Here is a 25,970-nt window from a genome sequence, read left to right on the forward strand (position 1 = left end):
AGTCAGTATTTTAAGCTGACTGTTTTTTTATAAACGTTAAGATTCTTTCACGCTTTTTAAAATATAATAGCCTTTATCCTTCGTCACAATCTCTACATTGCCGAAGACTTCCGCCATTTTCTTTTGGGCGCTGGGTGCTCCTTGTTTTTTCTGAATAACGACTGTTAAAGTGCCGCCAGTCACCAAACGCGGATAGGCTTCACTTAAAATCTCGTGAACGACCTTTTTGCCGGCCCGGATTGGCGGATTACTGATAATCGCTGCATACTGCTGTTCGTGCAGCTCCGCATAAATATTTGATGAATGAATATCAACATTTTCAATGCGATTTTTTTGCGCATTTTCCTGTGCCAAAGCAACTGCCCGCTGATTCACATCAATCATTTCCACCGTTCTGCCGCTTAAAGCCGCCAAGGTTAAGCCAATCGGTCCATAACCGCAGCCCACATCCAGCAAACGTCCTTCCGGTAATGGTTCCCATTCGAACGCATCAATCAATACTCTTGAACCAAAATCCACTGTGCTGCGGGAAAAAACACCGCTGTCCGTTACAAATTGAAACGTCTTCCCTCTTAATTCAAACGACCACTGCACAAGCTCATGAGCAAGGTCCGGATTTTCACTATAATAATGATTTCCCATTGTCTTCTTCCTAACTATTTTCTTTTGTCATCAGTCTACCTTTTATTTCACGAACAATCAAGGCAGCCAGAAACTCATAGCCTGTTTTAGAAAAATGCAGCCCATCTTCTTGTAGAAATTCGTCTGTTCCCGGATAAACCACCATCGCCTGATACAAATCAATGACCGGCAGCTCATAGTTTGCGCCAATGATTTTAACACGCTCTACATAAATACGAATCCGCGCATCATCACGCGTCGGTTTTCTTTGACAATCCACGTAAGGCGGCGTTAGTAGAATGACCTTTTCACGACCGATTTTTTCAATCATCGTTTCGAGATTTTCCGCATATTTTTCCAGCGGCACTAAGCGATCACTATTGGTATCATTAGCGCCAAAGAAAATCGTAACAATATCTGGTTTTTCAGCTAGCACATCTTTATCCAAACGCTGCAGCCCTTCTTCGGTCCGATCTCCCGGCATACCGGCATTTACGATTTCGATCGTTTCTAGATTTTGAGCAGCTAAACCAGCAGCAATCAACTCCTGCAGAATCGGCGTAATCGCTTCTTCTCCGTAGCCAGCAGTGATGCTATCGCCAAATAAGACTAATTTTTTCATAAACACTTTCCTTTCACTCAAAGCTTTCTCTTCGTTTATCATACCATTAACCCGCCACTTTTTACGAAGTAAAGAATTCTTTCAGGAATTGGTGTTAGGTATAGCTAAATTGTGTTAAAATAAATAACGGAAAGAACCTAGCTTATTTTTAGCCTGTGACAAACAAACAGCTAAAAAGATCAGGCAGCTTCGATGGAGGAATTATGGACGATAAAATGAATTACTACCCCATTTCCAGAGAGGAATGGCAAGGCTTCTATCATAATGGCAAAGCTCCCTTGACAGAAGAAGAATTAGAAAGTATTAAAGGCTTTAATGACCGAATCTCCTTAAAGGATGTACAGGACATTTATGTGCCTTTGACTCACTTGATCCACTTATATATGAAAGAGTTCGAGTCTTTGACTGTCAGCAAAGGATTGTTTTTGCATGAATATGTACCGGTTCCGCCCTTTATCATCGGTATTGCCGGCAGTGTCGCAGTCGGCAAAAGTACAACTGCCCGCCTACTGCAGACGATTTTAGCTAGAACCTTCAAGCGCCGCAATGTGCAATTGATTACGACAGACGGCTTTTTATACCCAAACAAAGTCCTCGAAGCAAAAGGCATTATGGATCGCAAGGGCTTTCCTGAAAGCTATGATATGGAAAAATTAATTCAGTTCTTAAATCAGGTTAAAAACGGTCAGGATGAAATCAAAGCTCCGCTGTATTCTCATAGTGTGTATGACATTATCGAAGGTGAATATGAAGTCATCCAGCAGCCGGATATTTTAATCGTTGAGGGTATCAACACCTTACAATTACCTGCCAATCAGCAAATTTACGTCAGCGACTTTTTCGACTTTTCCGTTTTCGTGGATGCGGATCCTAAGCTGATTGAAAAATGGTATTTGGAACGCTTCGGCGCCTTATTGGACACAGCCTTCCGTGAACCGGATAATTATTATTATCAATATGCGATCGGTGACCGAAAAGCAGCCTTCGCTATGGCCAAAGAAGTCTGGAAAAATGTGAATTTGAAGAACTTGGAAGAATATATCTTGCCAACACGAGGCAGAGCAGATATTATACTTCATAAGACTGAAAATCATATCGTTGATAAAATCTATATGCGGAAGTATTAGGAAAAGCGGAATGAAGCGGTTATCCCGTATGAAAATTAGGAATCTGAAGATGGAGCGCTTCTTGTTCCATTTGAGGATTGTCTATTTTCCTTGCGGGATGCTTCATGGAGCTGGATCATAGAAAAGCGGAACGAGCTGGATTGTATTAAGAAGGTTCAACACTTTCTGCGAAAGTCTTGTACTGTTCATCATCAGTTCAATTTCTTTCACTGTGATTCTCAGCAAGTCTTGTTCTGTTCATCATCAGCTCAATTCTTTCGCTGTGATTCTCAGCAAGTCTTGTACTGTTCATCATCAGCTCAATTCTTTCGCTGTGATTCTCAGCAATTTTTTGTTTCTAAATCGGTTGGAAGCTATTTCGCTTTTGACTATTAATTAGATAAATCTAAATGGATAGGGGTAATATACGTGACCAATGTTGCCGATTTGACAACTGTCGAAAAGATCATTGTTTTAGACTTTGGAAGTCAGTACAATCAATTGATTACTCGACGTATTCGTGAGTTTGGTGTGTTTTCAGAGCTTTTGAGCCATCGAATCACAGCGGATGAAATCCGTGAAATAGCGCCCAAAGGAATTATTTTCTCCGGCGGACCGAATAGTGTGTATGACGAAAATGCTTTTCGTATCGATCCTGAAATTTATGAATTGGGGATTCCCATTCTAGGGATTTGCTACGGCATGCAGCTAATGACTTATAATTTAGGCGGTAAAGTAGAGCCGGCCGCAAACCGTGAATACGGCAAAGCGGAGCTGGAAATTATTGGAACAGATGCTCATTTATTCCAATCAACACCAGCTAAGCAAACAGTCTGGATGAGCCACGGCGACTTAGTGACTCAAATTCCGGAAGGCTTCACTAAAATTGCTACAAGCAAAGATTGCCCGATTGCATCAATTCAAGATGACAGCCGCAATTTCTATGGCGTGCAATTCCATCCGGAGGTTCGTCATTCAGAATACGGCAACGACTTGCTGCGTCACTTCGCTTTTGACATTTGCCATTGCGACGGCAGCTGGACAATGGATAACTTCATCGACATGGAAATCAACAAAATCCGTGAACAAGTCGGCGATAAAAAAGTCCTTTTAGGTCTTTCTGGCGGCGTAGATTCCAGCGTTGTTGGCGTGCTTTTACAAAAAGCGATCGGCGATCAATTAACCTGTATCTTCGTTGACCACGGCTTATTGCGTAAAGGCGAAGCAGAACAAGTAATGGAAAGTTTAGGCGGCAAATTCGGCTTAAACATTATCAAAGTTGATGCCAAAAAACGCTTCTTAGATAAATTGGCTGGCATTTCCGACCCAGAAGAAAAACGTAAAATTATTGGTAATGAATTCGTTTATGTATTCGATGACGAAGCAACGAAGCTTGACGGCATCGACTTCCTAGCACAAGGAACCCTTTATACAGATATCGTTGAAAGCGGCACTGAAACTGCACAAACGATCAAATCTCACCATAACGTGGGCGGCTTACCGGAAGATATGCAGTTCAAATTAATTGAACCATTAAATACCTTATTCAAAGACGAAGTGCGCGCACTTGGTATTGAACTAGGCATGCCGGAAGCACTCGTTTGGCGCCAACCCTTCCCGGGACCTGGCTTAGGCATTCGTGTCCTTGGTGAAATTACGGAAGAAAAACTAGAAATCGTTCGTGACTCTGATGCGATTTTACGTGAAGAGATCGCTAATGCCGGCTTAGACCGCGATATCTGGCAGTACTTTACTGTGTTGCCTGGTATTCGTTCAGTAGGTGTGATGGGTGACGGCCGTACGTATGATTATACGGTTGGTATCCGTGCAGTGACTTCGATTGATGGGATGACGGCTGATTTTGCGCGAATCCCTTGGGATGTATTGCAGAAGATTTCTGTGAGAATCGTGAATGAAGTATCTCATGTGAATCGGATTGTTTATGATATTACGAGTAAGCCACCGGCTACTGTTGAGTGGGAATAAGACAAAAAGCTTTGGAAATCCTTATTTATAGGGAATTCCAAGGCTTTTCTTTTGTCTGTGATAACAATTTGATAACAGTTTGTATTATCTTTATTAAACTTCACAACACTTAAAACTAAATATAAATTACTTGAAAGAGGTAAAATCTGAACAAATAGATAATATTTGCTTTTTATTTTTAACAAAGGATTCTGAAATATTATTTGGAACTTCCACATCTAAGAAATCAAAAGAGTTTATTTGTTCAAATTTTACAGGAGATTGAAAAGGAGTTGGATTAATCGTGCTTAAAATGCTATGTCCATTTCCTGATAGTTGCTGTGAAACATGGGTACCTTGCATAGTAAATAATACAACACTAGAATTATTTTGATTGTCTATAGTAAGTAAATAGATATCTTTTACTTTATTTTGTTCCATTGAACCATAGGAAAGCTCTGTAGATATTTCAGCATTCGCTATTATCTTTTCGTCACTAACTCCCCTAATCGTTATATCGAGAAGAGAAAATACATTCAAATTTGATTGAAGATTAAAATCTAGTTTATGGAAATCTGTCCTAGATATTTCTTTATTATCGTGTTTTGTATAAACTAAATACGCATATTGTAATGATCCAGAACTAATATTTAAATTTAATGTCGTACCAAACGAATATTTATACTCTTTTCCATATCCTCTTTCAAGTTGAATTTCATTCTCAGATATATATTTTGCATCAAAGTCTACTTTATAAGTAATCTCTTCTTTTTTTATTTTTAACAACTCTTGAATATGATATGTAGCAGGTACGGCAAATACTAAAGTCAAAGTAATTGTAAGTAGTCGTGAGAAAATTGATTTAAAAAGTTTTCTAATATCCATTTTTTTATACCATCTTTGATTGATTATTCTTGTATCCTTTGAAAAACTCAACTTAATATTTACAGTTTCATGCTTTACTATTTTTTCATTATTCGTTCTCTCATCCATTATCTTAGCTCCCATTAAAAAATATATATTAAATATCATTATACTATAATGATAAAAGAATTCTCCAGAGCGTACTTACGAATAAATGGCTTGCCGAATTTATACAATTTATTTATTATTCACTATTCTGGTATAATGTAATCACGTACTTTTAAAACATATTTTATAAACTCAAAAAGGAGGTACTCAATTTGGACAGTACTAGCATATTCACTATATTAATTAGCATTTTGAGTTCATCTATATTTACCCTTATTTTATCAAGTTTGTTTTTTGACCCCTTCAAAGATAGAAAAAAATATATATTTGAAGAAAAGCAGAGGGTTTATGAATCAATTATTACTTTCGCTCAAATTGCGCTTTATCCAAAAGAAGCTAAATTTTCTTTAGGTGTAGCAAGATACAATATACAAGAGCTTTCAGAACAAGAACGTATTGAGAACGCAGTGAACGACTTAAAGATGACTATTCCAAAACTACAGCTCATCACTAATAATTCCAAAGTTATCACACAAACGATGAATTTCATTGAACAAATAAATGAAGAATCTTTCAATCTGATGTTAAATGTTTTGAGAAAAGATTTATTTAAGTAACTTTTTTAGATTTATAACTACCGCACTTCCGTTTGCTATACTCGATTTTTTGTAAAGAAATACAGCCCATTTCTTTACAAAAAATCAAGTGCAATTAATTGGTGTTGATTGTAACTAAAAAGAGGTACTCCTTTTTGGAATACCCCTTGTTTGTTTATGCAGGTTGTTTTTTCTTAATATTGATTCCTTCTGCTTTGAAAGAAAGCGAGATAAAGCCATTTGATACATATGGGTTACAATGGATACCTTCCAAGGTCACAAACGTTTCTCCTGCCTTGTCTAGCTCACTCTGAGTGATAATTGGTTCTGAACTTGAAACAGATACCCGAATACTCTTGTATTTTTTGTCTTTCATGAGAAGCTCATACGTGTAACCATCAATTTCTCCTGTACGCTCATTTTTTCCCGTCACTTCATTTTTTTCATATTTTGGTTTAGGTGATACCTCCACCAAAAGTAATTCTTTTCCTAATTGTCCGACTAAATCAAAATCTTTCATTTTCCATTCTGCCATGTTCCATTCCTTCTTTCTTGATATATTGATTGCCTTGAAAAGCTTTTTTCTTTCCTTCTATTTCTTTGTCTGGTTGCCACGTTAATACATGAGTCAGCTTTGTTGCGACTTCTCGATTCATATTTGGGTATAAATGTCCATAGGTGCCTAACGTTGTTTTAATATCCTCATGCCCTAAACGATCTTTGATGATTAAAGGATTTTCTCCCATTGAAATCAGTAGTGACGCATGAGAATGCCGTAATCCGTGAATACGTATAGGGTGAATCCCTGCCAATTCCGCATGACGGCGGATAATGTGTCGTACCGTATGTTTATTGGTTGGTAGTCCATTATACGAAAGAACGTAGGTTGTTTCTTGTATATTCTTTTGTTGTAGAGCCTGCCATTCTCTTAAATAAGAAATCGTTGTGTCATCCAGTGCCACAAGGCGCTTACTTGCTCGCGTTTTTGTTTCTACAGCATAAAATTCTTTTGCATTTTTGTAGAACATTGATTTACTAATAGACAGTGTTTTTTCATCAAACTGAATATCCGTTTCCCATTGTAGCGCTTGGGCTTCTCCAAAACGCATACCCGTCATAAAAAACAGCCACAACACCATAAACGAAAAATGTTCATAATAATCTGTTCGGTCAAAAGTAGAAAGAAGCTGTTCGAATTCTGCTTTCGTCCAAAAATCAACATCTGCTTTTACTTTCTTCACATTTCCTACTGTTTTTGCAGGATTTTGCGGAATCATTCCCAACTTATAGGCGCGTTCTAAACTCATGGAAAATAACCCATAGATATTTCTCACATACGCATTACTCATGGTTTTCATCAGTTCGTTCTGCCATTTTTGAATGTGAATTGGTGTAATCGTTGAAACTTTCTTTTTATAAAATGGCTTAAAGTGAATCTGCATAGAAGATAAACGATTCTGGTACGTCCGTTCTTTTACTCTCCCTTGGTACCATGGAAGAAAAATACTTTCAAAATATTCACCATAACTCATGGTACTATTAGTTTTAAAGGCGAGTTTTCCATAGTCATTCATCAACTCATTATAGGCTTGTACTGCCTCTTTCCGAGTAGGAAACCCACGCTTTAATTTTTGGATTCTTTTGCCTGTCACATCATCAAATCCGAGACTGGCGACATAATAATAGGTACCCTTTTTCTTATCTTTATACACATTCGCCATGGACTTCTACCTCTTTTGAAATCTCTAAAGTGATGCCTAAAATATGTTCCACGGCATGAACAGGTACTCGTCCTAATCGGCGACTTTTGTAGTAATCAAAACCTTCTTGTACCATATAATGCTTGGCTAATCGAATAATCGTTTGTGATTGACTGGTGCCAAATCCCAGTTGAATCAATTCCTCTTTGGTAATGGTAATCAATTAAATTCCTCCATCTTTCTTCCATTGATTACCCTTCATGTGCTATACTTAAAGTGTTGAGTTTTAAGTGGAGCTTGGAGAAGGGGTCTCATTGGACTTTTTTTCTAAGTTCTCTTTTTTTGTTTGGTCATAAACAACCTCTATTAATTCTTCACGTCCAATATCTATTAGATGGTCAGCAATTTTTTTCGCTAAAGACCGTGTATACTCTGTTTCTGCTATCAAGTTATCCAGTTGCTCCAAATGTCCTAATGCTTCATGTTCCGCTAAAAATCGAAAAGCTTTGATTCCTGCCAATCCACCGCCATGAATCAACCAATCCTGTGTATTTGTTAAACCAGTGATTTCATACACTCTCGAAAGATGGAGCGGTTGAATGTTTCCTAAGTATCGTTCCCATGGTCGCCAAACCTTTTCCCATGTATCATCTGTGTAAAAGGTCAATTCATCTTTTACTACGCCCCGTATCAGCTCTTCTAAAGAACGGTCATCAAAGGCAATTACTTTTGCCATAGAGTGGGCTACCTGCCGTTTCAGTTCGATTTCTAGTCGTTTCCATGACCCAATTTCTTCTACCGCACAATGCTTCTGTTTCGCTGTTTCTAAATCTTTATCATAGATACGAAACATCAAATCTGATGTTCGCTTTCCAATATAGAGAGTGAAGCTGTTTTTATTTCCTACTGCTGTACTTTGGTAGACATCGTGTTTTCGATTTCGAGAATAAAACTGCTTTTTCTCTGCTTTAGCAATTAATTGTTTCACTGTAAAATACGGTTGTTCATTACGATCATCTAACGCAACATCCAATCGCTTAACATCAAAGTACCCTTCAAAATAGCAAAATAACCGCTGAAAAAAATCTCGCCATGTCAATCCCATTGCCTGTAATAAACGCTCATAGATCGTACAACCTTCTCCACTCAATACTAAGTAACATTCTAAGTTACCTGTTTTAGGCGTTTCTTCTGTAAATACTTTAATGGAGCCATATGTGTAACAAATATCATAAGGTTTGTGTTTCACCCGACCATTTTCTATCAGAAAGCAAGAAAGGTCTATTTGGAGCGCAGTTGTTAACACTTCCTCAATTTCACATCCATGAAACACAATTTGGAGCCAGTCAATTTTAGCAGTCACAAACTCTCTACTTCTCGCCTTTGCCACCTCCATTTTCGCAAAAATCGTGCAGGTATTTATCCCCTACAAAGCCTTTTACAGCAAGGTTTCCACACTAGTTATTATCATTTACACAGTGCTATTAGAGATCACTGTGTCTCCGCTTCGCAAGCGAAGCTCCCTCTTGCCATCTTTCCTACGCTCCATCCGTCGGGCTATGCCTTGGGGGCTCGCCCTAGGTGGAACGGGAAAGCTGTCAAGATTTCTTACGTTGAAACGGTTTATCCATTTTCTCTACCTCTACTGCTTCAATTCGCTGTTCTAACTGATTCACTCTCTGCACCATCAGATGCCATTGACGTTCAAGTGAATGGATAGATTTTGTCTGCTTATGTCTTTCTCCATCTAATGTCCTAATTGCTTCTATTAACTTGTCAAAGAGCTGTTTGTTCTGTTCTTCTACAGTTGTCCGCTTTTTTTCTTCCTTAAATACAAAAAGAATTGCTTCTTTAATGGGTTGTCCTCGGTTCCGAAGAACAGAAACTTGACGAAATTTTTCTATATCTACTTCTGAAAATTGATAGATTTTTGTGTAGCTTGTCTCTCCGACTTGCTTTGTTTTTCGTTTGAACGAAACATGACACAATTCTTCTGTCAGCTTTCGCCATCTATGAAAGGTTGATACACTATTCAATCCTTCAACCAATGAAACAACTTCTTCTGATTCATACATTTTCTCACCTCTTACCCTCTTCCTCTTCCCAAAGAGAAATTAATTTAGTATAATACTTTAGAAGAGAAATTAATTTCCTCTAACTACATATTAGAGCAATTTTATTCCCCTGTCAATAATTAACGGAAAAATATTTCCTCAAGAGAAAGAAGTTGAAAAAATGTCAGATAGCTATATTAATTACACCTCTATATTTAATAACTTTAGTAAAAATATGCGAAATAAAAGATTAGAGTTGAATATGTCTCAAAAAAAATTAGCTCAAATTGTAGGTGTATCAGCAAAAACGATTCAAAATTACGAAAACAGAAATACTGTTCCAAATTCTGTAGTTATGGAAGCAATTGCAACTGCTTTAGGTTTATCTTTAGAAAAAATAATTGATGATGATGAAAATACAAAAAGAAAATTACAAATCGCAAAATATTTAGATTATATGGACAAAAACGGTGTCTACTATCGTCATTTAGAAGGCTTGGATATAGCTGGATTGATTTATGATAAAGTTGATTTTAAAAAGAGGGTTGCTGATGGGATCGAAGATGAAAAACTAGATATAATTCTAAAAGGAAAGTTGGACATTACAAGAGAAGAAAAAATAGAATTAATTGAGCTTATGTTTGATTCAAAAATAGAAAATGAACTAACGCGAGCTGAAACACAAATCAAAAAAAGATTTGATGAATATGCTACGGGATTTCGTGCTATTCGTGCAAATGATATGTCAATTTTAGAAAAAGATGATTACTTTTCAAATGACGAATATGAAGATGATTTTTTATAACCTTACTTTTACTTATATTTTCAAACTAAACATTTACTCCATATGATTTATTTGAGATAATTAATTTTTAGAACGATTCTATATACGTATATATTCTTATACTAATAACTTGATACATTGAGGAGTGTGAGACTTTGAAAAAGAAAACATGGTTTATTGGTTTAATTTTACTTATACTAATTGGAGGTGTTGGGTTCATGTGGTTTAAACAAAACGAGGCAGAACGAAAAGAACAAGAAATGGTAAGAATGGAAACAATTACGGCGAAACAAATTAAAAATACCTTTGCGAATGTGACTAAAATTGAGTTTTCTGAAGATTATGTCGAAAATACTTTAGCAGGATTTACATCTGTAGATGTTACGATATCTACGGACGATGGTGTTGTAGGGACTATAGGAACTGATTTTTCACCAAATAATAGGGCTAAAACTTTAGAATCTTATATTGGTGGTACTGAATTTGAACAGGGGATCACAGAGAAAAAAGTCAAAATTATTTATTCTAATGCAAGTGAAGGGGAATTGTGATGGCGACAGAAAAAGAATTGAGAGATTTAAATAAAAATGTTTATAAAGTCGATCCAAATTTTAAAGATGGTGGAAACAAAACTAAGCTTACAGATAAATCAGATGGTAATTTAGGAAAGAATGAAAAAAATGTAGTTATCGCAGGTGGTAAAAAATTTAAAGTATTATCAGTAAAAGACGGCGATTATGGCTTTCAAGGAATGGCTGTGGCACCGATAGTAAACGGTACACCTGATGTATCTCAAGTAACAGTTGTGGCAGCTGGAACGTATCCTGACGATGGAAGAGATTTTAAAGCTGCTTTAAAAGGGATGTCTCCCAACGGTTCTCCTCAAGATGATGTGGCATTGAACTATGTGGGTGATCTTATATCTGATCACCCTGATTGGACAATTAATCAGTTATCAGGGTATTCACAGTCTGCTTATATGTTGAAAGTTGGCGCTCATTTTGGTATTCCTGCAACGGTATTTAGTGGGTGGTTCCAATACCGCTCGTTGACAGAAGCAGAAGAAAAATTTATGAAAGAAAATCCTCATTTGTTTATAAATTATCGACAGAAGAATGATGATGTGACAATATGGAATGATTTCAATAAAAGATGGGGAAATAGTGATGATTTTGGAACGATCGTTTGGATGGATGGTAGTAGTCATAAATTAGAAAGTTGGGACTTTGACGAAAAAACAGGACAGTTAAAAATTCCCGATAGTTTGGGAAATTCTGAAGGAGCAATGATACAACAAAGTCATTTTATTATGCGTGGATTTTTAGCTCAATTAACGATGCTAGACCAATTAAAAGCAAAACTAACAGCTAGCGGTGGAGGGCTTTCTAATAACGAAAAAATCTATTTGGATGATCAACAAGCATTATTAGCTGTTAATACTGGGCGATCTGCTTATCAAAATGCAATGGCAAATGCTATAAAAGTATATCAGAATGCAATTACAGAGGCAGAAGATATTTGGCAAGAAACATTAAGGGAAGCACGCGCTCAAATAGAAGAATTATCTGATAATGAAATGAAGGATAGCTTATCTGCAATAGGGGCTACAGAACAGCGAATAGTAGGGGAACCAACAGAATTTTTTCAGCAAAAAATCAATAAAGCAAAAATGATGGATGAAAAATTTGAGTCATTATCTAAAGAAATTAAAAGTAAAATTAATGAACTTGTTCAACTAGACCAGCAATTAGCTCAACAACTAAGGTCTTAAAAAGGAGCGAAAATATGAAAGAAGAACAGATTACAGCAGATTATCAGCGAAAACGCCGTGAACTTGAAGATGATGAAGATATACTAAAAAATACACAAAGAGAAGGGGATCAATTAATACAAGAAACGTTGTCAGATATTTATCGTATTGTTCAACAGTCAGCTGTAGATAGCGAACCTTTTGATCGTGCAAAACAAGCAGTCATGCAAGTAGAAAATGATTATCAAGAGGAGTTATCGAGAGCAAAAAAACAAGTTTATCAGCAACAAGAAGAACTTGAACAAAGCTATCGAAAGGATCTTCAGAAAATAAATGAAGAATAAGAGGTTACTACGTTGGAAGAACTCGCTAAAAAACTATTAAAAGAGCTTAAAAAGAATTTAGAGAAAATACGTGTCCAAGCGATTGGTTCAGCAAAAATACAGAAATCACACACTAAGAAACAAGAGGCTGAGAAACAAGGTCAAACAGCAATAGAAAGTGCTAAAACAGCATTGTCTTCTTCCTCTCAAACTTTAGAAGGTGCTGTTAAAGGGCAGTTTGGAAAAAAAGTAACAGAAACTTTTGAGAAACAACAACAAACTTTAGATAAGCTATCTTCTTAGCATTCATAATTAAATTGATAACACTTTGATAACACTCTACTAAAATTGTACTCGTTTTAAATGATTTCAAATCGCTTAAAACGACGTAAAATTAACTATTTTACATTAGATAAAACTCGTTGATTTTTGAGTGGGAATAATGTAGATACATCACTTGATGTGTAAACATTGATTTAACAAGTTTTCATGTGTTGTAAAATGGATTGAAATGTAATGAATTGATATGGTTTTCCGTCAAAATTCCGCCAAGAATTTTGGCGGAATTTTTTTTTAGATATTAAAGTAAACTCGAAATATGAAGATGATATGCTATATTCGGTTACTCTTTTGAGAATAATCCTAAATGTAATTTTGATAAAAAAACTATTGGACTAGTAAAGTATGAACAATATAAAAAATAATTATATTCAATATTTTTTACATTGCAAAACTATTCAACCTTAACATAAAATGACAAAAAGGAAGAAATTATGATATAATTGATATATAGTATGTGCATTAAACACGGAATATTCAAATATTATAAATAGGAAGTTTAAAGGGAGATTGCAATTGTGAAGCCAAAGGTATATAAATCAAAGTACACTTTTGCTGAAATTCAAGAATCATTACTTGAAAATCAGTATAAGCAGATTGGGAATACTAAAAATTTTAAGGATACAAAAATTAAAATATCCCTCTTCTTTGATTTGCATAAAAAGTCCATTCCAGATTGGGTGGAGGAATTGTTACTTTTTTTTAATTCAGAAAATATTTTTGAAACAGAAATTCCTAATCAGTATAACGCTATTATGGTCGTTCAGACAGAAAAATCTACTTACTTATTACCCAAAGGTCACGCGTTCTGGGTAGCTGAAAAATTAGCAAATTTAGATTTTGGATTAGATTTTGCTGAAAAAACAATTCAAAGTAAAGATATTTTATTGAAAAGCGTAAGTTACATTCAAAGAAATAAGATGCGAGGGATTACAAACTATAAAAAAGATCAAAATGAATTTCCTCAAGCAAGCGAAAGCTACTTTTATGTCAGCGGAAAACCTGAGATGGAAAATATTTTTGGATCTAGTGTAGATTGCGGAACAGGTATCACTTTTGCAGAAAACTATAATCTCAGAGACAAAGTTAGGGTTGAAAAATTTTGTCAATTATTTAATGAAATTGATACTGCCTTACACCTGAAAGGCAAAAAATCAACTATACCTAGATTACACAAAGTCTCAAAAAAAGATGAAAAACATAATAAATTAAATACTACACTATTAAATGACCTGAAAGCTGATTCAAATAAGAGCCAAATACTACTAGATGTAAACAGAATACAATTAATCGGAAATGGAATAAGTATTCTAGAAAATGAAAAAAGATTGAGCATCTATCTTTCAGGCAAAAAAAGGAAAAAAGAAGAAGATATTGAAATAAGTGGAACAGAAATTATTGAATATATTAAAAAAAATGATGATATTATTTCAAGTACAGAACAAATTAAATTTGCATTGTACAATGAAGAAGGAACTTGTATAAAAAAAGAGATACCATTTTCTCAGTTAGTTTATTGTGAGATAGAATTAGATGGAACACTTTATGTTTTAGATAATGGTAATTGGGGATTTTTTAATGACAGATTCTATGAATTACTTGAGGAAAAATTATTGGAAATAGATGAAAAAGTAGTTTTTGAAAATGATTTTAGTATTGAGTATGACTCTTATGAAACAGGCGAATTTTCTGGTGAGGGTGGATATATTGAAGAAATTTCTAAAAGAGATCACTTGATAAAACTTCATAAACGTAATCTATCTGTGTCAGGAACCACAATAGAAGTAGCTGATATATATGATAAAAAAAAGGATGAACTTTTTGCTATAAAACGAGGAACGGACACTTCTTTAGCTATGTATAGCTTTGAACAATCATTACTTTCCGTACAAATTTTGGCAAATAAAAAGGAGTTTAAGGTAGAAAAAGAATTACTTAAATATAACAACAGAAAAAAATATAAGAATGCTAAAAAGTATCCTAACATACGAGAGAACAATGTAGCAAATATAACTGCTTGCAAAAATGCTTCTGTATTATGGCTCGTCGATAATAAGAAAAAGTATATTTTCGATGGAATTATCTCCCAAAGCTTCAAATTGAAGGATTTCAAGTCGATAATGTTAAAGCTTAAAATAATAGATTGGTATTCTTTTACAAAAGATCACGGGTATAATCCAAAATTATATTTTGCAATAGATAAACCTAGAAAAAAATGAATTTATAAGCTTAGTTTTAGAGACAATAGTTTTTATTTAGCTAGTTAAGCATATAGAAATAGAGTAAACTAATGGTAATTGTGTAAAGAGGTGATAACAATGCGAGCATGGAGATCTCCATTAAGATACCCTGGTGGAAAATATAATATGTTAAAATTTGTAAAACAAGTGTTAAAAGAAAATGATATTGATGGAACCTATATTGAAGCTTTCGCTGGTGGTGCGGGTCTTGCCGTCAATTTATTATTGACAAATCAGGTAGAGCAAATCATCTTAAATGATTTAGACATCGCTGTATATTCTTTTTGGTGGTCAATAGTCAATAGAAATGATGACTTCCTTGTAAAGTTCGATTTAATTCAGGTGACAATTGATGAGTGGCACAATCAAAAAATGATATTCGATGATCTATCTAGTCGAAAGAAATTAGGCAGAAATCAAAAATTAGACTTGGGTTTTGCAACATACTTTTTAAATAGAACTAATTTTTCTGGAATTCTTAGAGGAGCTACCCCAATTGGCGGACTCAATCAAACCGGTGACTGGAAAATTGATTGTCAGTTTAAAAAAGAGAATCTAAGACCCTTATTGGAAGAGATAGGCAAATATGCTGATCAAATAACAGTTACTAGACTAGATATGATTAAAGATTTTCAAAACCTGATTCCTGACTATATAGATATCAGTAACTCATTATTGTTCATTGACCCCCCTTATGTTAAAGAAGGACGACGACTATACCTTCCTATCAATGAAATAGATGAACATAAAAAACTTGCAGAAAAAATTATTCAAACTGATTATAAATGGTTATTAACTTATGATTTACATGAAGAGTTATTACCATTATATTCAAACATTAATCAAAGATTTAGCTACAAACTTAGATATTATGTTAAAAACAAGCGTGATGAATATGAATTTTTAGCATTGTCTGACAATTTAAACTTTCCTAATGTCCCCTTACTTAATGATTGGGCGAGGTTGTTAGGTACTAATACTTAGTATTTTTAGTTTTACACAAAGGAGTAGAGTGTCAATGAATTTTTTAAAAAAAATGGACGTAAATATTTTTGATTTATCAAAAGATGAAGAGCGTTTTGTTGGAAATGCTTTTTCATTAACTTATGATAAGCTGAGCCTTCTTACAAATGATTTTGATAAAAATAAAGTAAATGGAATACCCCAAAGTTCCTTCTTGCTTGCATTTTATAATAATAGTGCAATGAATGAAAATAAAGAAGCCTTACTTCTTCGTGTTCTTTCTCCTATAAAAATCCCTACTGATAATGAGATGGTTTCGACAATGATTGAATATTACAAAGAAGGAATCGATACTACAGATAAATTGAACGAGCTAGATGATTTTACTCGTTTTGATATGAGTTTTTCAGGCTTAGAATGTCGCATTTTAGGAACTTTTTATTTAGATGGAAAAAGTGATGAACTTTGTTTTGGATCTGACGTTGAAAATTTTTATTCTCCTAATAATTACAAAATATACAAACCAAGGCAGAATGTCTTAAACAAAATAATCAATTTTTATGATGGTACTGAGGGTGACACCGTTCGAATCGGAAAAGTGAGATTTAGTTCCAGCATGCGTTATCAGTCTGAAGATGATGATGTAGAAGTTAGAATTGATCCGTTAGACCTTATAGGCAAACGAACTGCTTTATTTGGAATGACTCGAACAGGTAAATCAAATACCGTGAAAAAGATCATCGAAGAAACAGTTTCTATTAATGATAAAATCGAACAGAACAATCCCCATATTGTTGGAAATTTAGGGGATAAAAAAGTAGGCCAAATTATTTTTGATATCAATGGAGAATACGCAAACAAAAATCAGCAAGATGATACTTCTATTTTTGAAAAATTTTCTGGTAATGTCAGTCGGTATAGTGTCATGCCTAAAGATGGGTTTAAAGAAATGAAAATCAATTTTTATTCAGAAATTTTAACAGGATTTGAATATATTAAATCTCATTTCTCAGATCTTAGTGGCAATGACTACATAGCCTCATTTCTTGGAATTGAGTTGGCAGACGAAGACGACCTTCAGGCTTTGAAAGAAAAAAATATGAGTGCTTATACAAGATTATTGAGAGCAACAGTTGCATATAAGTGCGTGCTATATAAAGCAGGGTTTGAACAAAACAATATAAACGTACGATTTGCTGGTAATAAGGATTTAAATAGTCTTTCAGGTAAAGAAATTGTCCCCGATAAAGGAATTCCCATAGAAGATGCTTGTTTATGGTTCGAAGGTGTGTGGGAAAATTATACAGCGCCTTATTTTAATGAATACAAAGAAAAAAAGGGAAAAGAATGGGCAGACGAAGACTTAAAGAGTATTCTTAAAGTTTTATGTAGAGCTAATGCAGGAAAGGACATCGGATCGTCAAATATTAGTGGATTTAAAAAGATTGAACCTGTTCGAGTCTTCCATACCCCTACAGTTAACAAATCTTATGAGACTGAAATTTTGAGTGAACTGAGGGCTGGTAAAATTGTCATTCTAGATTTATCTCAAGGCGATTCGTCAATCCAAAATATAAATTCTGAGAGGCTTAGTAAAAGGATTTTCTCAGACTCAATGAAAATGTTCACTGAAAATGAAACACAAAACCATAATTATATTCAATTTTATTTTGAAGAAGCTCATAATCTTTTTCCTAAGCAAAATGAAACCGATTTGAAAAATATCTATAATCGTCTTGCTAAAGAAGGTGCTAAACTCAGGTTAGGAATCACTTATGCAACACAAGAAGTAAGTTCTATCAGTAAAAATATATTGAAAAATACGCAAAATTGGTTTATTTCACACCTTAATAATTCTGACGAAACAAAAGAATTGAAAAAATATTATGATTTTAGCGATTTCACGGATGCACTTATAAGATATAGTAATACTTCTGATAAAGGATTTGCTAGAATCAAAACCTTTTCAAGTTCATTTGTAGTTCCTACTCAAATTGACAAGTTTACAAATAATAAGGAGAGTAGTTAAATGGCTTATACTTCTAAAGAAGGGCGAAAAAGAAACGAGCATGCTAGTCGTGTGTCGCATTCAAAAATAATACAAAATCCAGCAATACAAGATTTGTTACAGAAAGTTAGTCTTCCGAAAAGTATTGATGAAATTGATTTTTCAGATATACATTTTGAAGAAATATCTGAAAAGGAAATGTTTGAATTTATTATTGCTATTGATGGTGGATACAGTGAAATATCCATAAAAAAATCCTTTCCTTCATCTTCTCTAAGTTTCTTTCAATTTGGTGCAGTATTACTTCGTCGAGACGATCTGATAACTTTAGAAGAATCAGAGTTTATATCTACTCAAATGATGAAAAAGGTTCGTAATGTTGAACATGATGATTTTTGTTTACCTATGAAGAATGTAAACTACAAACATAATTTTGATTTTGAAACTTCTTTTCGAGAAGCATTTTTTGATCTATTTTTTAATAAAGAATCTGGTTCTTCATATTCTCTTATTGATAATCTTTATTGGCTGTTATTTAAAAAATATAAAAATAATAGAGAGCGAAAAGAGTCTGACGGACGCTATACTTTAGCTAGTTGCCCAAATACTCAATGTACTGAAAAAAATATTGTATTAGATGAACGTGACTTAATTGAAAACTACACTACTACATGTAAACATTGTGGGAGTTTAATTTACTTCACAGATGTTTTCCGACTTTTTGAAGTAGTGGATAATGAGTTAGGTGCTACTGGTGTTATGGGGTATGTTACTAACGTATTAGAACATTTTATGTTGCTCTCACTTATTAGAGATATTATCGAAAAACAGCCTATACTCCTATCTAAAACATTATTTATTAAAGATGGTCCATTAGGCTTCTTCGGACAAACGGCTAACATTCATAAATTATTCAGAGAATTAATAATTTATTTTAATAGCAAAAATAAAACAATTAATATGGTGGGAGTTGAAAAAAGTGGAACTTTCGTAGAACATGCCTTAATGATCGAAGATAACATAAATGATTACAACGCACTTTTCCTTAGCAACAAATACATCAATACAAATATAAAACCAACATATATTTTAGATAAAGAATATGCCCCTACATCTTACTATAGCGGGAAAATAATATTTAAGGCTCAAAAAGGGTACATTTACGTTGTAAGTATTCCTTCGAAATCAAATGCCTATTATCAAGAAGGTGATAAATCTCAATTAATTGGTCAAGTTGATAAAATATTAGGTACACTTGCTCTTCTGAAAAGCAATTCCTACGAGAATTCACTATTACCAATTTCAGTTATTAATCAAGCAGTTTCAATCTCTCAAAAACCTGGAGTCTCAATTTTAGAAAAATTTGTAAAACAAGAATTAAATAAGTGACTCCAATCCGGAGACTAGCAAAATAAACTAAAAACAGAGAGTAAACCTATCAAAGTGTACAATACTCTCTGTTTTTAGTTTGTCTATGTTCTATTATTAAGACTACTGTTGCTACGTGTCATCCACAAAATCAAAAAAGTGATTAAAAGATAAACATTATTACTTTTTTATTTTCTAAAAAGAACGGTCTTTCCTTATTAATAATTTATATGAGTCTATTTCCAATAGCATCCATAATCTTTGCAATATTATCAATCGAAACATATCGTTTTCCTCATTAGAAACAAAAAACTTATCTCATTATTACCTGAGATAAGCTATATATCAGAAAATCAACTTTTTCTGGAAAGTTAATTTCCCTAAAAATCAGTATTACTGTACTGATTTTTTTACGTTTTTAATTTTCCCTGTTTTTCTAATTTTGAAATCTTCTCCTCCAATATATCCATACTTAGCAAAAAATTTATGTAAAATATACTAAAAACTCTTGCTTGTGCATGAAATTCATAGATAATTTTCTTTTTATTTAGAGGAATAGCTTGATTTTCAAAAAATTCGTCCAATAATTTCAAGGGCTCTTTCCAAGAAGCTAATTGTTCTAAGTGAATTTTCAAATCATAAATTTCTTGTTTAGTAATCATTTTTATCGGCTGTTTATTTTGTACTAATTGAAGACTGCCATCTTTTACTACCTTCTCTTCCATTTTAATCCCCTTTCTTTTATGCGTTTTCCGCATATAAACAACTATGCAAAAAATGCATACTATAAAATAACCTTGAGGTGATTTTATGTACTATCGTATTCGTAATTTGCGTGAAGACGCTGATTTGAGCCAAGAACAACTAGCAAAGCTTTTGAATGTTAGTCAAACGACTTATTCTCGTTATGAAACTGGTAATTTGGATATACCTAGTCAATCATTGATAAAGCTAGCTCAATATTATTCTACAAGTATTGATTATTTAGTTGGACTTACTAATGAACAAAAACCCTATCCAAGAAAATAATTTTTATTTCTAAATCCGTTTTATGCGTTTAACGCATAAAAGTCAATATGCAAAAACCGCATAACGTAAAATAATTTTGAGGTGATCTTATGTATTATCGCATTCGCAATTTACGCGAGGATATGGATTTAAGTCAAGAACAGCTAGCCAAGCTCTTAAACGTCAGTCAAACCACTTATTCTCGTTATGAAACTGGTAATTTGGATATACCCAGTCAATCATTAATAAAACTGGCGCAATATTATTCAACAAGTGTAGATTATCTTTTAAACCTTACCGATATAAAAATACCTTATGGTAAAAACAAAAAGTAGAAGGATATCGATGAAGATATTCTTTTACTTTTTTAGTTCTTATTTAAATTTAGATCATACTTCAAAATAAGGGGATGATTGTATTGATAGAAGATAAGGATTTTATGATGAGGTAATTTAATTCTATGGCTGAAGCTTTGTCCGGTATTTTAGGTAAAGAGAGCGCAAAGGAGTTTCTCTTACTTGAAGAAGATAAGCAAGATGTTGATAGAAAAACGACGTTGGCAAACATAAATAGCATAAAATCTTTTATTTATTAGTTGTAAAAGTTCGTTAAGTAAAATCGAAACGATGTAAAAAAGAATCCTGCTAAGATTTTTTCTTAACGAGATTCTTTTTATCTATATATAATTAGCTTCTTACTCAACATTTATCAAACTTACTAGTCGTTTGCTTAAATGTTTGTTTCGCTTGAGTTACCCACTTTCCTTTTGCTGTGGTAGAAAGTCCGGCAACATAGCTTGTACAATTGCTTTTTATCCCTTCTATCTTTTCTTGTTTCATTATTTTCAGCATTTGTTTACGGTTTTCTGAGGTTGCATGACTTTGGCTCGCAACAAAGGTTTGGATCAAGCTTTTTTCTAGGTTTTTACGTGCTTCTAACAAATTTTCTTTTAATCCCTCTAACATATCATGTACCACTCTCCTTTTTTAACTGATGTAATTCTTCTTCATAAGACAACACTTGTTGCTTATATACAGCTTGCTGTTCTTCTTGTTCATCGTCTAACTTTTTCACTACCTTTTTTATAGCCCATTCGCTTTCTTCTTGAGTAGCACTAATCATACGGTAGGCTTGTTGTACGCTATTCGAATCATTATATTCTCTTTTATGGAAGATATACCTCATTTGTTCAGAAAGCTCCTCAAGTTCTCGCTTAAAGCGCCATTTTTCTTGTTCTACCGCAGTCATCGTTTCGTCTAATTCTCTTTTTTTTCTGTTGTAATCGTCTTTTAAGATCTCTAACTTTACTAAGACTTGTTTTTGTTTATCCATACATACTCCCTAATTGTTTTGCTAATTGTTGATCTGTTTCTACCTGACTTTTTATTGCTTCGTTGATTTGTTGTAACAGCTGGTCGTATTCTTGTTCTATTTTCGTAGCTTCGGCTAATGACTTTTCGCATTCTTGTACCGTTTCTACTACGATTTTCGCTTCTGTTGCCCCACCGTTTGATAACGCTGTAAGTATTTCTGCCTCGGTTAATTTTGATCCTATCCCTCTTGCATCGGAAAGCGTGTTTTGCCATAATTCTTTTGCGTTCTCAATGGCTGTATCAAACATCGCTTTTAAATCTCTGATTTCTCCCTGTAGCGTTTGTTTCATTCCTTGAGTAATCGCCAATCCTTCTGCTGCATCTAAAAAGATTTCTTCTGCTGAAGACAAGCCGCCGCCGCTTTTCATAAAACCCTTGCGTAAATTGTTGATAGCTGATAATTGCTGATTTGTTGCGTACTTAGCTAATTGAAGACTGCCTTCTTTGTCTGTGAGAATGTTACCATCTTTGTCAAACTGGTAGCCGCCCCACATATGTTGATCCACAGCCCCTACTTTTTTAGAATCTACTCTTATTAAATGACCCACTGTTGACTTCCCTACACCATAGCCAATTGGGACGAGGTCTTTTGCGTCTACATAATTAAATAATACATCTAAACTGTTTAATGCTTTGACCGTATCTTGTTGTTTTGGCGTTAAGTTAGAATAGATGTTTGGCCCTTGATAAAAGAACCCGCCATTAATACGACCGATATCTTTTTTATTTACATTAGCAACAGCATACTGCGCATTCATCGAGCCCAAAGAGTGACCATAAACATAGACTTGAGCGTTAGGATATAACCTCATAGCTTCTTTTAGCGTATTTGCAGAAGATTGTAATTGCGGTGTCACTACCGGCGCGCCACCGTTAATTATTTGAATGGCTGTTGGAACGTCATTATCTAGCCAGTCTTTTCTTACATCATCGTATTCTTTATCAAATGGATTTAATACGTTGCTAACAGATGGTGCAGTTGATCCCTTATACAAAACCGTAATTTCTTGAACTTGATTTCTTTCTGAGAGAGAAGCTGTAGGGGGAACGTATTTATCAGTGATTACAAAGGATTGTTCGCCAGTTGGCTTATTGTTTACTTGAGATACGTAGCCTATTTTTTCTTTATTTTTCCCAATCTTTACCGGATCAGATTCACTATACGGAAGGTATTGTTGCTTAGCTATCTCTACTCTTTGCTCATCTGTATAGTCATTAGTCGGCATTCCCTTTTCCCTCCAATAATTTTTCCAATTCGGACGAATTACCACCCCCATCATCAATCAACTTGTTATCATCCGTACTATTCAATACAAAAAATACATATAATTTAGAATTCCCGTTAATAAATAAAGTAACATTTATACCACCCATAGGATTATGTTTAATACTTTCTTTATCAATTTCATAAGTCTTAATTATGCCGTCATTGGTTAAAGCTTTTGAATCTAAATTCTTTAACCCGTCTTCAAATATTTTTTTGGCTTCATTGCTATAAACAATGTTCGTCATCTCTTCATTTAATTTTTTAGAATCCATATATTTTTTTCCCCCTATAAATAAAATAATCAAGATAATAATTCCCGCTAAGACCAGCAATTTTTTTCTCAATTTCCCGCCTCCTAAAACTAAACTATTTCTTATTTAAGAGTAACAATAAACAGAGCACAAAGCAATATTATTCATACTAATCAACAATCAAAAAATCTCCACTAAGAATTCATTTCTAAGTGGAGATTTTTTGTTGTAGATACTTTCCTTTAATTGTTATAACATGACACTTGTTTTTAATCATTTTCCCAGCGACATATTGTAGCAAAGCCCTACATATCAGGAGTTACAAAAAGTATCTTTATCTATCGTTCAACTTAATGTACACTAATCATGACATGAAATAACCTGTAATATGAAGGAGGCCTTCTATGAAAATCGGAAATAAATTAAAAGAGCTTCGGGTGGCAAATGGCTACACACAAGAAGAGCTTGCTACTATTTTAAGTGTCTCTCGTTCAACAATTTCCAGCTGGGAAATTAACCGAACCTATCCAGACTTAAGTATGCTCGTTTCATTGAGTAAGCTTTATAGCATAACAGTCGATCAGCTAATCAATGAGGATGAACAATTGATTGATGTTCTATCGAATGAAAGCAAAAAAAATCATAAATTCAAGAAAATTATTTATGTACTATCAGGACTCGTTTTTGTTCTAGCTCTGATAGCAAGCTTTACACTTTTGCATACAAATAACACAACAAAAAATAGCATCCAACAATATGAGTGGGCAGACTATGCTGATTATATCGAAACTATTAATGACAGTTATTTTTATAAAAAAGCGTTTATAAGTGAAATTATTGATACGTTACCTAATGGAGCTGAAACGAAATTAGTGCAGTCGCCAATAAAAAATACAGACTATATAACCCAGACAACATTGAAGATAATGAGAAATGAAAAAAATACGATTGATTCTATTACCATCTTGGACAAAAAAACAAGTGAACAGCAATTACAAGAGAAATTTGGAGGCAACATTCAAATAGAACAATATAAAACATTACAAAAATTTAATGATGTTCTAGAAGATACTAGTTCCGAAGTAAAATACAAAAAGAAGACCGGAGAACAGCTTGTTTTCTTACGTTATGAGGATGAAAGTATTACTGCTTTTTTTAGAACGGATTAAATTAAAAAAATATTTTAGGAGGTACTGTATGAAAAAAATTGTAAAAGTAATTTTATGGGTAAGTTTAGTTGTAGGTATATTCTTCTTGCAGTCGATGAAAACAGAGGCTGCAGAAACAGCCCCCCTTGAGGAATCACAAACAATTAAAAAAATCAGTCCTAGGGGATTAGTATCTGTTAACAAGTCAATTACTAGATACTTGTATTGGAATCAAATCACCCAATATTATGATTACTCTGAGTATAATATGGGCGCTTGGTGGCGCGGACGCTTAGCGCGTACAAATGCAACTTTAGTAAACGGCTTATGGCAAGTAACCTACACAGGAAAGATATACGCGACTTTTTAAACATTGGCAATTCAGTTAACTAAAGAAGGGGGAAAAGAAGAACAGGTAATGACGCAGTTTCTATTACCTGTTCTTCTTTCCTATTTTCTGTTTTGTTTTAAAAAAAGAAACAAAATCAATAGATATCTAAGGACTGATAGCTACATTTTCGAGTTTGGAAAATGTTTTTTCACCTGACTAACCCCACAGATATAATTCATATCCACATCATAAAATTTGGCAAGTTTAATGATCGAATCCAAAGGAATTCTTGTTTTCCCATATTCATAATCAGCATAGGTTCTCTGCCCTACATTTAACAACCTAGCAACTTCTTTTTGTGTATAATCATTATCTTCACGTAATGATCTTATCCGGTTAATATAGTCCATCCCTATTCCCCTTTTTTTGAACATCGTACAATAGAGTTTAAAACTCTATATCATTTTAGAGTTATAAACTCTTAAAACAGTCATAATCTTTTCCTCAGGATTTAGGAAATGCCTTTTTTGCATTACTGACACCACAAATATAATTCATATCTACATCGTAAAATTTAGCCAATATAATGAGCGAACTGACAGGAATTCTTGTTTCTCCGTATTCATAATCTGCATAGGTTCTTTGTCCTACATTTAACAATGCAGCGATTTCCCTTTGTGTGTAATCATTATCTTCACGCAGCGCTCGTATCCTTTCAAAATAGTTCACAGTTCTTTCCTCCTTTTTCAAATTATTTTATTATAGAGTTATAAACTCTATTGACTTTTAGAGCAATAAACTCTAAAATAGATTTAAGAAGATATCTATCAAAATAAAAGTTAGGAGGATTCCCATGGCTCACCCAATAAAAATGATTACCTATCAAGACTTACATAAACTGATTCACTCAGTAAAACAACTGGAAAACTGGCATGAAAGATTCAAACAAATAAACGAAGATTCTCCAAAACCGACTATTTCCGATGCTTTCTTTTATGAACACGAGAAAATAGTAAATGATTTGAATGATGAAGCGAAAAAGCTCAAACGAAAAAAGAAACTGAAATACTTTGTGATTTAAGATCCTAGCAGCAAATTAGGATTTTAAAATTGCCCAAGCATCAGCCGAACCGAGCTTGAGCAACAATAAATTGAAAAGCAGCTATTAAAGTGAGTAATTA

33 protein-coding genes are annotated in these 25,970 nt (G+C 33.9%); 18 read left to right on the plus strand and 15 right to left on the minus strand.

Annotation, left to right across the window (positions count from 1 at the left end; all coding sequences use genetic code 11):
• Nucleotides 1-36: 36 nt before the first annotated feature.
• Nucleotides 37-642 (minus strand): class I SAM-dependent methyltransferase, encoded by a 606-nt coding sequence (locus ABH902_RS04035; RefSeq protein ID WP_404589267.1) that lies wholly within the window; start codon nucleotides 640-642, stop codon nucleotides 37-39.
• Nucleotides 643-652: 10 nt separating this feature from the next.
• Nucleotides 653-1,243 carry an SGNH/GDSL hydrolase family protein gene (locus tag ABH902_RS04040; RefSeq protein ID WP_404589268.1) on the minus strand — a complete coding sequence of 197 codons (591 nt, stop codon included), beginning with the start codon at nucleotides 1,241-1,243 and terminating at the stop codon, nucleotides 653-655.
• Nucleotides 1,244-1,446: 203 nt separating this feature from the next.
• On the opposite strand from ABH902_RS04040, the gene coaA reads away from it, so the two are divergent.
• Together coaA and guaA are read left to right on the plus strand one after the other, a co-directional pair.
• Nucleotides 1,447-2,370, plus strand: a complete 924-nt coding sequence (gene coaA, locus ABH902_RS04045; RefSeq protein ID WP_404589269.1) for a type I pantothenate kinase — start codon at nucleotides 1,447-1,449, stop codon at nucleotides 2,368-2,370.
• Nucleotides 2,371-2,778: 408 nt separating this feature from the next.
• On the plus strand, nucleotides 2,779-4,335 hold the full coding sequence (gene guaA / locus ABH902_RS04050) for a glutamine-hydrolyzing GMP synthase (protein ID WP_404589270.1): 1,557 nt from the start codon (nucleotides 2,779-2,781) through the stop codon (nucleotides 4,333-4,335).
• A 126-nt stretch (nucleotides 4,336-4,461) separates the two neighbouring features.
• Here guaA and ABH902_RS04055 read toward each other — a convergent pair whose 3' ends face one another.
• Nucleotides 4,462-5,307 carry a hypothetical protein gene (locus tag ABH902_RS04055; RefSeq protein WP_404589271.1) on the minus strand — a complete coding sequence of 282 codons (846 nt, stop codon included), beginning with the start codon at nucleotides 5,305-5,307 and terminating at the stop codon, nucleotides 4,462-4,464.
• A 191-nt stretch (nucleotides 5,308-5,498) separates the two neighbouring features.
• On the opposite strand from ABH902_RS04055, the gene ABH902_RS04060 reads away from it, so the two are divergent.
• Complete coding sequence (locus ABH902_RS04060; RefSeq protein WP_404589272.1) at nucleotides 5,499-5,903, plus strand: hypothetical protein; 405 nt, start codon at nucleotides 5,499-5,501, stop codon at nucleotides 5,901-5,903.
• Nucleotides 5,904-6,057: 154 nt separating this feature from the next.
• Here the strand turns inward: ABH902_RS04060 and ABH902_RS04065 are convergent, their stop codons facing one another.
• From ABH902_RS04065 to ABH902_RS04085, 5 genes are all read right to left on the minus strand, one after another.
• Complete coding sequence (locus ABH902_RS04065) at nucleotides 6,058-6,417, minus strand: hypothetical protein (RefSeq protein WP_404589273.1); 360 nt, start codon at nucleotides 6,415-6,417, stop codon at nucleotides 6,058-6,060.
• Nucleotides 6,389-7,603, minus strand: a complete 1,215-nt coding sequence (locus ABH902_RS04070) for a tyrosine-type recombinase/integrase (RefSeq protein WP_404589274.1) — start codon at nucleotides 7,601-7,603, stop codon at nucleotides 6,389-6,391. The genes ABH902_RS04065 and ABH902_RS04070 overlap by 29 nt, the downstream gene beginning before the upstream one ends.
• Nucleotides 7,587-7,805 (minus strand): DUF3173 family protein, encoded by a 219-nt coding sequence (locus tag ABH902_RS04075; protein WP_404589275.1) that lies wholly within the window; start codon nucleotides 7,803-7,805, stop codon nucleotides 7,587-7,589. The genes ABH902_RS04070 and ABH902_RS04075 overlap by 17 nt, the downstream gene beginning before the upstream one ends.
• Nucleotides 7,806-7,868: 63 nt before the next feature.
• Entirely contained in the window at nucleotides 7,869-8,945 is a 1,077-nt protein-coding gene (locus ABH902_RS04080) for a replication initiation factor domain-containing protein (RefSeq protein ID WP_404589276.1), read from the minus strand.
• Nucleotides 8,946-9,180: 235 nt separating this feature from the next.
• Nucleotides 9,181-9,657, minus strand: a complete 477-nt coding sequence (locus tag ABH902_RS04085) for a hypothetical protein (protein ID WP_404589277.1) — start codon at nucleotides 9,655-9,657, stop codon at nucleotides 9,181-9,183.
• A 160-nt stretch (nucleotides 9,658-9,817) separates the two neighbouring features.
• Between ABH902_RS04085 and ABH902_RS04090 the strand changes: the two genes are divergently transcribed.
• The 9 genes from ABH902_RS04090 (at nucleotide 9,818) to ABH902_RS04130 (ending at nucleotide 19,432) form a co-directional block, all read left to right on the plus strand.
• Nucleotides 9,818-10,441 (plus strand): helix-turn-helix domain-containing protein, encoded by a 624-nt coding sequence (locus tag ABH902_RS04090; protein WP_404589278.1) that lies wholly within the window; start codon nucleotides 9,818-9,820, stop codon nucleotides 10,439-10,441.
• 134 nt (nucleotides 10,442-10,575) lie between these two features.
• The gene (locus ABH902_RS04095; RefSeq protein WP_404589279.1) at nucleotides 10,576-10,971 is read left to right on the plus strand and encodes a hypothetical protein; all 396 of its coding nucleotides are present in this window, start codon (nucleotides 10,576-10,578) and stop codon (nucleotides 10,969-10,971) included.
• Nucleotides 10,971-12,191: a hypothetical protein gene (locus ABH902_RS04100; RefSeq protein ID WP_404589280.1), complete on the plus strand. Its 1,221-nt coding sequence runs from the start codon at nucleotides 10,971-10,973 to the stop codon at nucleotides 12,189-12,191. Before ABH902_RS04095 ends, ABH902_RS04100 begins: the two co-directional genes overlap by 1 nt.
• A 14-nt stretch (nucleotides 12,192-12,205) precedes the next feature.
• Nucleotides 12,206-12,514 (plus strand): hypothetical protein, encoded by a 309-nt coding sequence (locus tag ABH902_RS04105; RefSeq protein WP_404589281.1) that lies wholly within the window; start codon nucleotides 12,206-12,208, stop codon nucleotides 12,512-12,514.
• 12 nt (nucleotides 12,515-12,526) lie between these two features.
• On the plus strand, nucleotides 12,527-12,796 hold the full coding sequence (locus tag ABH902_RS04110; RefSeq protein WP_069697125.1) for a hypothetical protein: 270 nt from the start codon (nucleotides 12,527-12,529) through the stop codon (nucleotides 12,794-12,796).
• A gap of 554 nt (nucleotides 12,797-13,350) precedes the next feature.
• Nucleotides 13,351-15,051, plus strand: coding sequence for a DUF6119 family protein (locus ABH902_RS04115; protein ID WP_404589282.1), 1,701 nt, complete (start codon nucleotides 13,351-13,353; stop codon nucleotides 15,049-15,051).
• A gap of 99 nt (nucleotides 15,052-15,150) precedes the next feature.
• On the plus strand, nucleotides 15,151-16,056 hold the full coding sequence (locus ABH902_RS04120; protein ID WP_404589283.1) for a DNA adenine methylase: 906 nt from the start codon (nucleotides 15,151-15,153) through the stop codon (nucleotides 16,054-16,056).
• A gap of 34 nt (nucleotides 16,057-16,090) precedes the next feature.
• Nucleotides 16,091-18,064 carry an ATP-binding protein gene (locus ABH902_RS04125; RefSeq protein WP_404589284.1) on the plus strand — a complete coding sequence of 658 codons (1,974 nt, stop codon included), beginning with the start codon at nucleotides 16,091-16,093 and terminating at the stop codon, nucleotides 18,062-18,064.
• Nucleotides 18,065-19,432 (plus strand): hypothetical protein, encoded by a 1,368-nt coding sequence (locus tag ABH902_RS04130; RefSeq protein ID WP_404589285.1) that lies wholly within the window; start codon nucleotides 18,065-18,067, stop codon nucleotides 19,430-19,432. It begins immediately after the preceding gene.
• 389 nt (nucleotides 19,433-19,821) lie between these two features.
• On the opposite strand, the gene ABH902_RS04135 is transcribed toward ABH902_RS04130, so the two are convergent.
• Entirely contained in the window at nucleotides 19,822-20,136 is a 315-nt protein-coding gene (locus tag ABH902_RS04135; protein ID WP_404589286.1) for a hypothetical protein, read from the minus strand.
• 85 nt (nucleotides 20,137-20,221) lie between these two features.
• Here ABH902_RS04135 and ABH902_RS04140 point away from each other — a divergent pair, with 85 nt between their 5' ends.
• From ABH902_RS04140 to ABH902_RS04150, 3 genes are all read left to right on the plus strand, one after another.
• Complete coding sequence (locus tag ABH902_RS04140) at nucleotides 20,222-20,440, plus strand: helix-turn-helix domain-containing protein (RefSeq protein WP_404589287.1); 219 nt, start codon at nucleotides 20,222-20,224, stop codon at nucleotides 20,438-20,440.
• Between the two features lie 89 nt (nucleotides 20,441-20,529).
• On the plus strand, nucleotides 20,530-20,754 hold the full coding sequence (locus tag ABH902_RS04145) for a helix-turn-helix domain-containing protein (protein WP_404589288.1): 225 nt from the start codon (nucleotides 20,530-20,532) through the stop codon (nucleotides 20,752-20,754).
• 125 nt (nucleotides 20,755-20,879) lie between these two features.
• Nucleotides 20,880-21,014: a hypothetical protein gene (locus ABH902_RS04150; RefSeq protein ID WP_404589289.1), complete on the plus strand. Its 135-nt coding sequence runs from the start codon at nucleotides 20,880-20,882 to the stop codon at nucleotides 21,012-21,014.
• Between the two features lie 103 nt (nucleotides 21,015-21,117).
• Here ABH902_RS04150 and ABH902_RS04155 read toward each other — a convergent pair whose 3' ends face one another.
• From ABH902_RS04155 to ABH902_RS04170, 4 genes are read right to left on the minus strand one after another with little or no spacing between them, the layout of a single operon-like run.
• A complete protein-coding gene (locus tag ABH902_RS04155; protein WP_404589290.1) occupies nucleotides 21,118-21,384 on the minus strand; it encodes a hypothetical protein in 267 nt (88 codons plus the stop codon).
• A 1-nt stretch (nucleotide 21,385) separates the two neighbouring features.
• Nucleotides 21,386-21,751: a hypothetical protein gene (locus tag ABH902_RS04160; RefSeq protein WP_404589291.1), complete on the minus strand. Its 366-nt coding sequence runs from the start codon at nucleotides 21,749-21,751 to the stop codon at nucleotides 21,386-21,388.
• Nucleotides 21,744-23,018, minus strand: coding sequence for a hypothetical protein (locus ABH902_RS04165; RefSeq protein WP_404589292.1), 1,275 nt, complete (start codon nucleotides 23,016-23,018; stop codon nucleotides 21,744-21,746). The genes ABH902_RS04160 and ABH902_RS04165 overlap by 8 nt, the downstream gene beginning before the upstream one ends.
• Entirely contained in the window at nucleotides 23,008-23,403 is a 396-nt protein-coding gene (locus ABH902_RS04170; RefSeq protein ID WP_404589293.1) for a DUF1310 family protein, read from the minus strand. Before ABH902_RS04170 ends, ABH902_RS04165 begins: the two co-directional genes overlap by 11 nt.
• A gap of 311 nt (nucleotides 23,404-23,714) precedes the next feature.
• Between ABH902_RS04170 and ABH902_RS04175 the strand changes: the two genes are divergently transcribed.
• Nucleotides 23,715-24,479: a helix-turn-helix domain-containing protein gene (locus ABH902_RS04175; RefSeq protein WP_404589294.1), complete on the plus strand. Its 765-nt coding sequence runs from the start codon at nucleotides 23,715-23,717 to the stop codon at nucleotides 24,477-24,479.
• Between the two features lie 28 nt (nucleotides 24,480-24,507).
• Nucleotides 24,508-24,828: a hypothetical protein gene (locus ABH902_RS04180; RefSeq protein ID WP_404589295.1), complete on the plus strand. Its 321-nt coding sequence runs from the start codon at nucleotides 24,508-24,510 to the stop codon at nucleotides 24,826-24,828.
• 140 nt (nucleotides 24,829-24,968) lie between these two features.
• On the opposite strand, the gene ABH902_RS04185 is transcribed toward ABH902_RS04180, so the two are convergent.
• Together ABH902_RS04185 and ABH902_RS04190 are read right to left on the minus strand one after the other, a co-directional pair.
• On the minus strand, nucleotides 24,969-25,199 hold the full coding sequence (locus ABH902_RS04185; protein WP_404589296.1) for a helix-turn-helix domain-containing protein: 231 nt from the start codon (nucleotides 25,197-25,199) through the stop codon (nucleotides 24,969-24,971).
• Nucleotides 25,200-25,293: 94 nt separating this feature from the next.
• The gene (locus ABH902_RS04190) at nucleotides 25,294-25,518 is read right to left on the minus strand and encodes a helix-turn-helix domain-containing protein (protein WP_404589297.1); all 225 of its coding nucleotides are present in this window, start codon (nucleotides 25,516-25,518) and stop codon (nucleotides 25,294-25,296) included.
• Between the two features lie 124 nt (nucleotides 25,519-25,642).
• Between ABH902_RS04190 and ABH902_RS04195 the strand changes: the two genes are divergently transcribed.
• Nucleotides 25,643-25,870 (plus strand): hypothetical protein, encoded by a 228-nt coding sequence (locus ABH902_RS04195; protein ID WP_404589298.1) that lies wholly within the window; start codon nucleotides 25,643-25,645, stop codon nucleotides 25,868-25,870.
• Nucleotides 25,871-25,970: the final 100 nt, after the last annotated feature.

The sequence above is a fragment of the Enterococcus sp. UD-01 genome, assembly GCF_044909655.1.
In the GTDB taxonomy this organism is placed as follows: domain Bacteria; phylum Bacillota; class Bacilli; order Lactobacillales; family Enterococcaceae; genus Enterococcus_L.

Coding starts and splice junctions, on each gene's coding strand:
- ABH902_RS04120 (WP_404589283.1), top strand. CDS start 15,151: ATGCGAGCATGGAGATCTCCATTAAGATACCCTGGTGGAAAATATAAT.
- ABH902_RS04175 (WP_404589294.1), top strand. CDS start 23,715: ATGAAAATCGGAAATAAATTAAAAGAGCTTCGGGTGGCAAATGGCTAC.
- ABH902_RS04130 (WP_404589285.1), top strand. CDS start 18,065: ATGGCTTATACTTCTAAAGAAGGGCGAAAAAGAAACGAGCATGCTAGT.
- ABH902_RS04140 (WP_404589287.1), top strand. CDS start 20,222: ATGTACTATCGTATTCGTAATTTGCGTGAAGACGCTGATTTGAGCCAA.
- ABH902_RS04180 (WP_404589295.1), top strand. CDS start 24,508: ATGAAAAAAATTGTAAAAGTAATTTTATGGGTAAGTTTAGTTGTAGGT.
- ABH902_RS04150 (WP_404589289.1), top strand. CDS start 20,880: ATGGCTGAAGCTTTGTCCGGTATTTTAGGTAAAGAGAGCGCAAAGGAG.
- ABH902_RS04155 (WP_404589290.1), bottom strand. CDS start 21,384: ATGTTAGAGGGATTAAAAGAAAATTTGTTAGAAGCACGTAAAAACCTA.
- ABH902_RS04105 (WP_404589281.1), top strand. CDS start 12,206: ATGAAAGAAGAACAGATTACAGCAGATTATCAGCGAAAACGCCGTGAA.
- ABH902_RS04160 (WP_404589291.1), bottom strand. CDS start 21,751: ATGGATAAACAAAAACAAGTCTTAGTAAAGTTAGAGATCTTAAAAGAC.
- ABH902_RS04185 (WP_404589296.1), bottom strand. CDS start 25,199: ATGGACTATATTAACCGGATAAGATCATTACGTGAAGATAATGATTAT.
- ABH902_RS04085 (WP_404589277.1), bottom strand. CDS start 9,657: ATGTATGAATCAGAAGAAGTTGTTTCATTGGTTGAAGGATTGAATAGT.
- ABH902_RS04135 (WP_404589286.1), bottom strand. CDS start 20,136: ATGGAAGAGAAGGTAGTAAAAGATGGCAGTCTTCAATTAGTACAAAAT.
- ABH902_RS04070 (WP_404589274.1), bottom strand. CDS start 7,603: ATGGCGAATGTGTATAAAGATAAGAAAAAGGGTACCTATTATTATGTC.
- ABH902_RS04145 (WP_404589288.1), top strand. CDS start 20,530: ATGTATTATCGCATTCGCAATTTACGCGAGGATATGGATTTAAGTCAA.
- ABH902_RS04125 (WP_404589284.1), top strand. CDS start 16,091: ATGAATTTTTTAAAAAAAATGGACGTAAATATTTTTGATTTATCAAAA.
- ABH902_RS04100 (WP_404589280.1), top strand. CDS start 10,971: ATGGCGACAGAAAAAGAATTGAGAGATTTAAATAAAAATGTTTATAAA.
- ABH902_RS04165 (WP_404589292.1), bottom strand. CDS start 23,018: ATGCCGACTAATGACTATACAGATGAGCAAAGAGTAGAGATAGCTAAG.
- ABH902_RS04035 (WP_404589267.1), bottom strand. CDS start 642: ATGGGAAATCATTATTATAGTGAAAATCCGGACCTTGCTCATGAGCTT.
- coaA (WP_404589269.1), top strand. CDS start 1,447: ATGGACGATAAAATGAATTACTACCCCATTTCCAGAGAGGAATGGCAA.
- ABH902_RS04040 (WP_404589268.1), bottom strand. CDS start 1,243: ATGAAAAAATTAGTCTTATTTGGCGATAGCATCACTGCTGGCTACGGA.
- ABH902_RS04065 (WP_404589273.1), bottom strand. CDS start 6,417: ATGGCAGAATGGAAAATGAAAGATTTTGATTTAGTCGGACAATTAGGA.
- ABH902_RS04090 (WP_404589278.1), top strand. CDS start 9,818: ATGTCAGATAGCTATATTAATTACACCTCTATATTTAATAACTTTAGT.
- ABH902_RS04055 (WP_404589271.1), bottom strand. CDS start 5,307: ATGGATGAGAGAACGAATAATGAAAAAATAGTAAAGCATGAAACTGTA.
- ABH902_RS04195 (WP_404589298.1), top strand. CDS start 25,643: ATGGCTCACCCAATAAAAATGATTACCTATCAAGACTTACATAAACTG.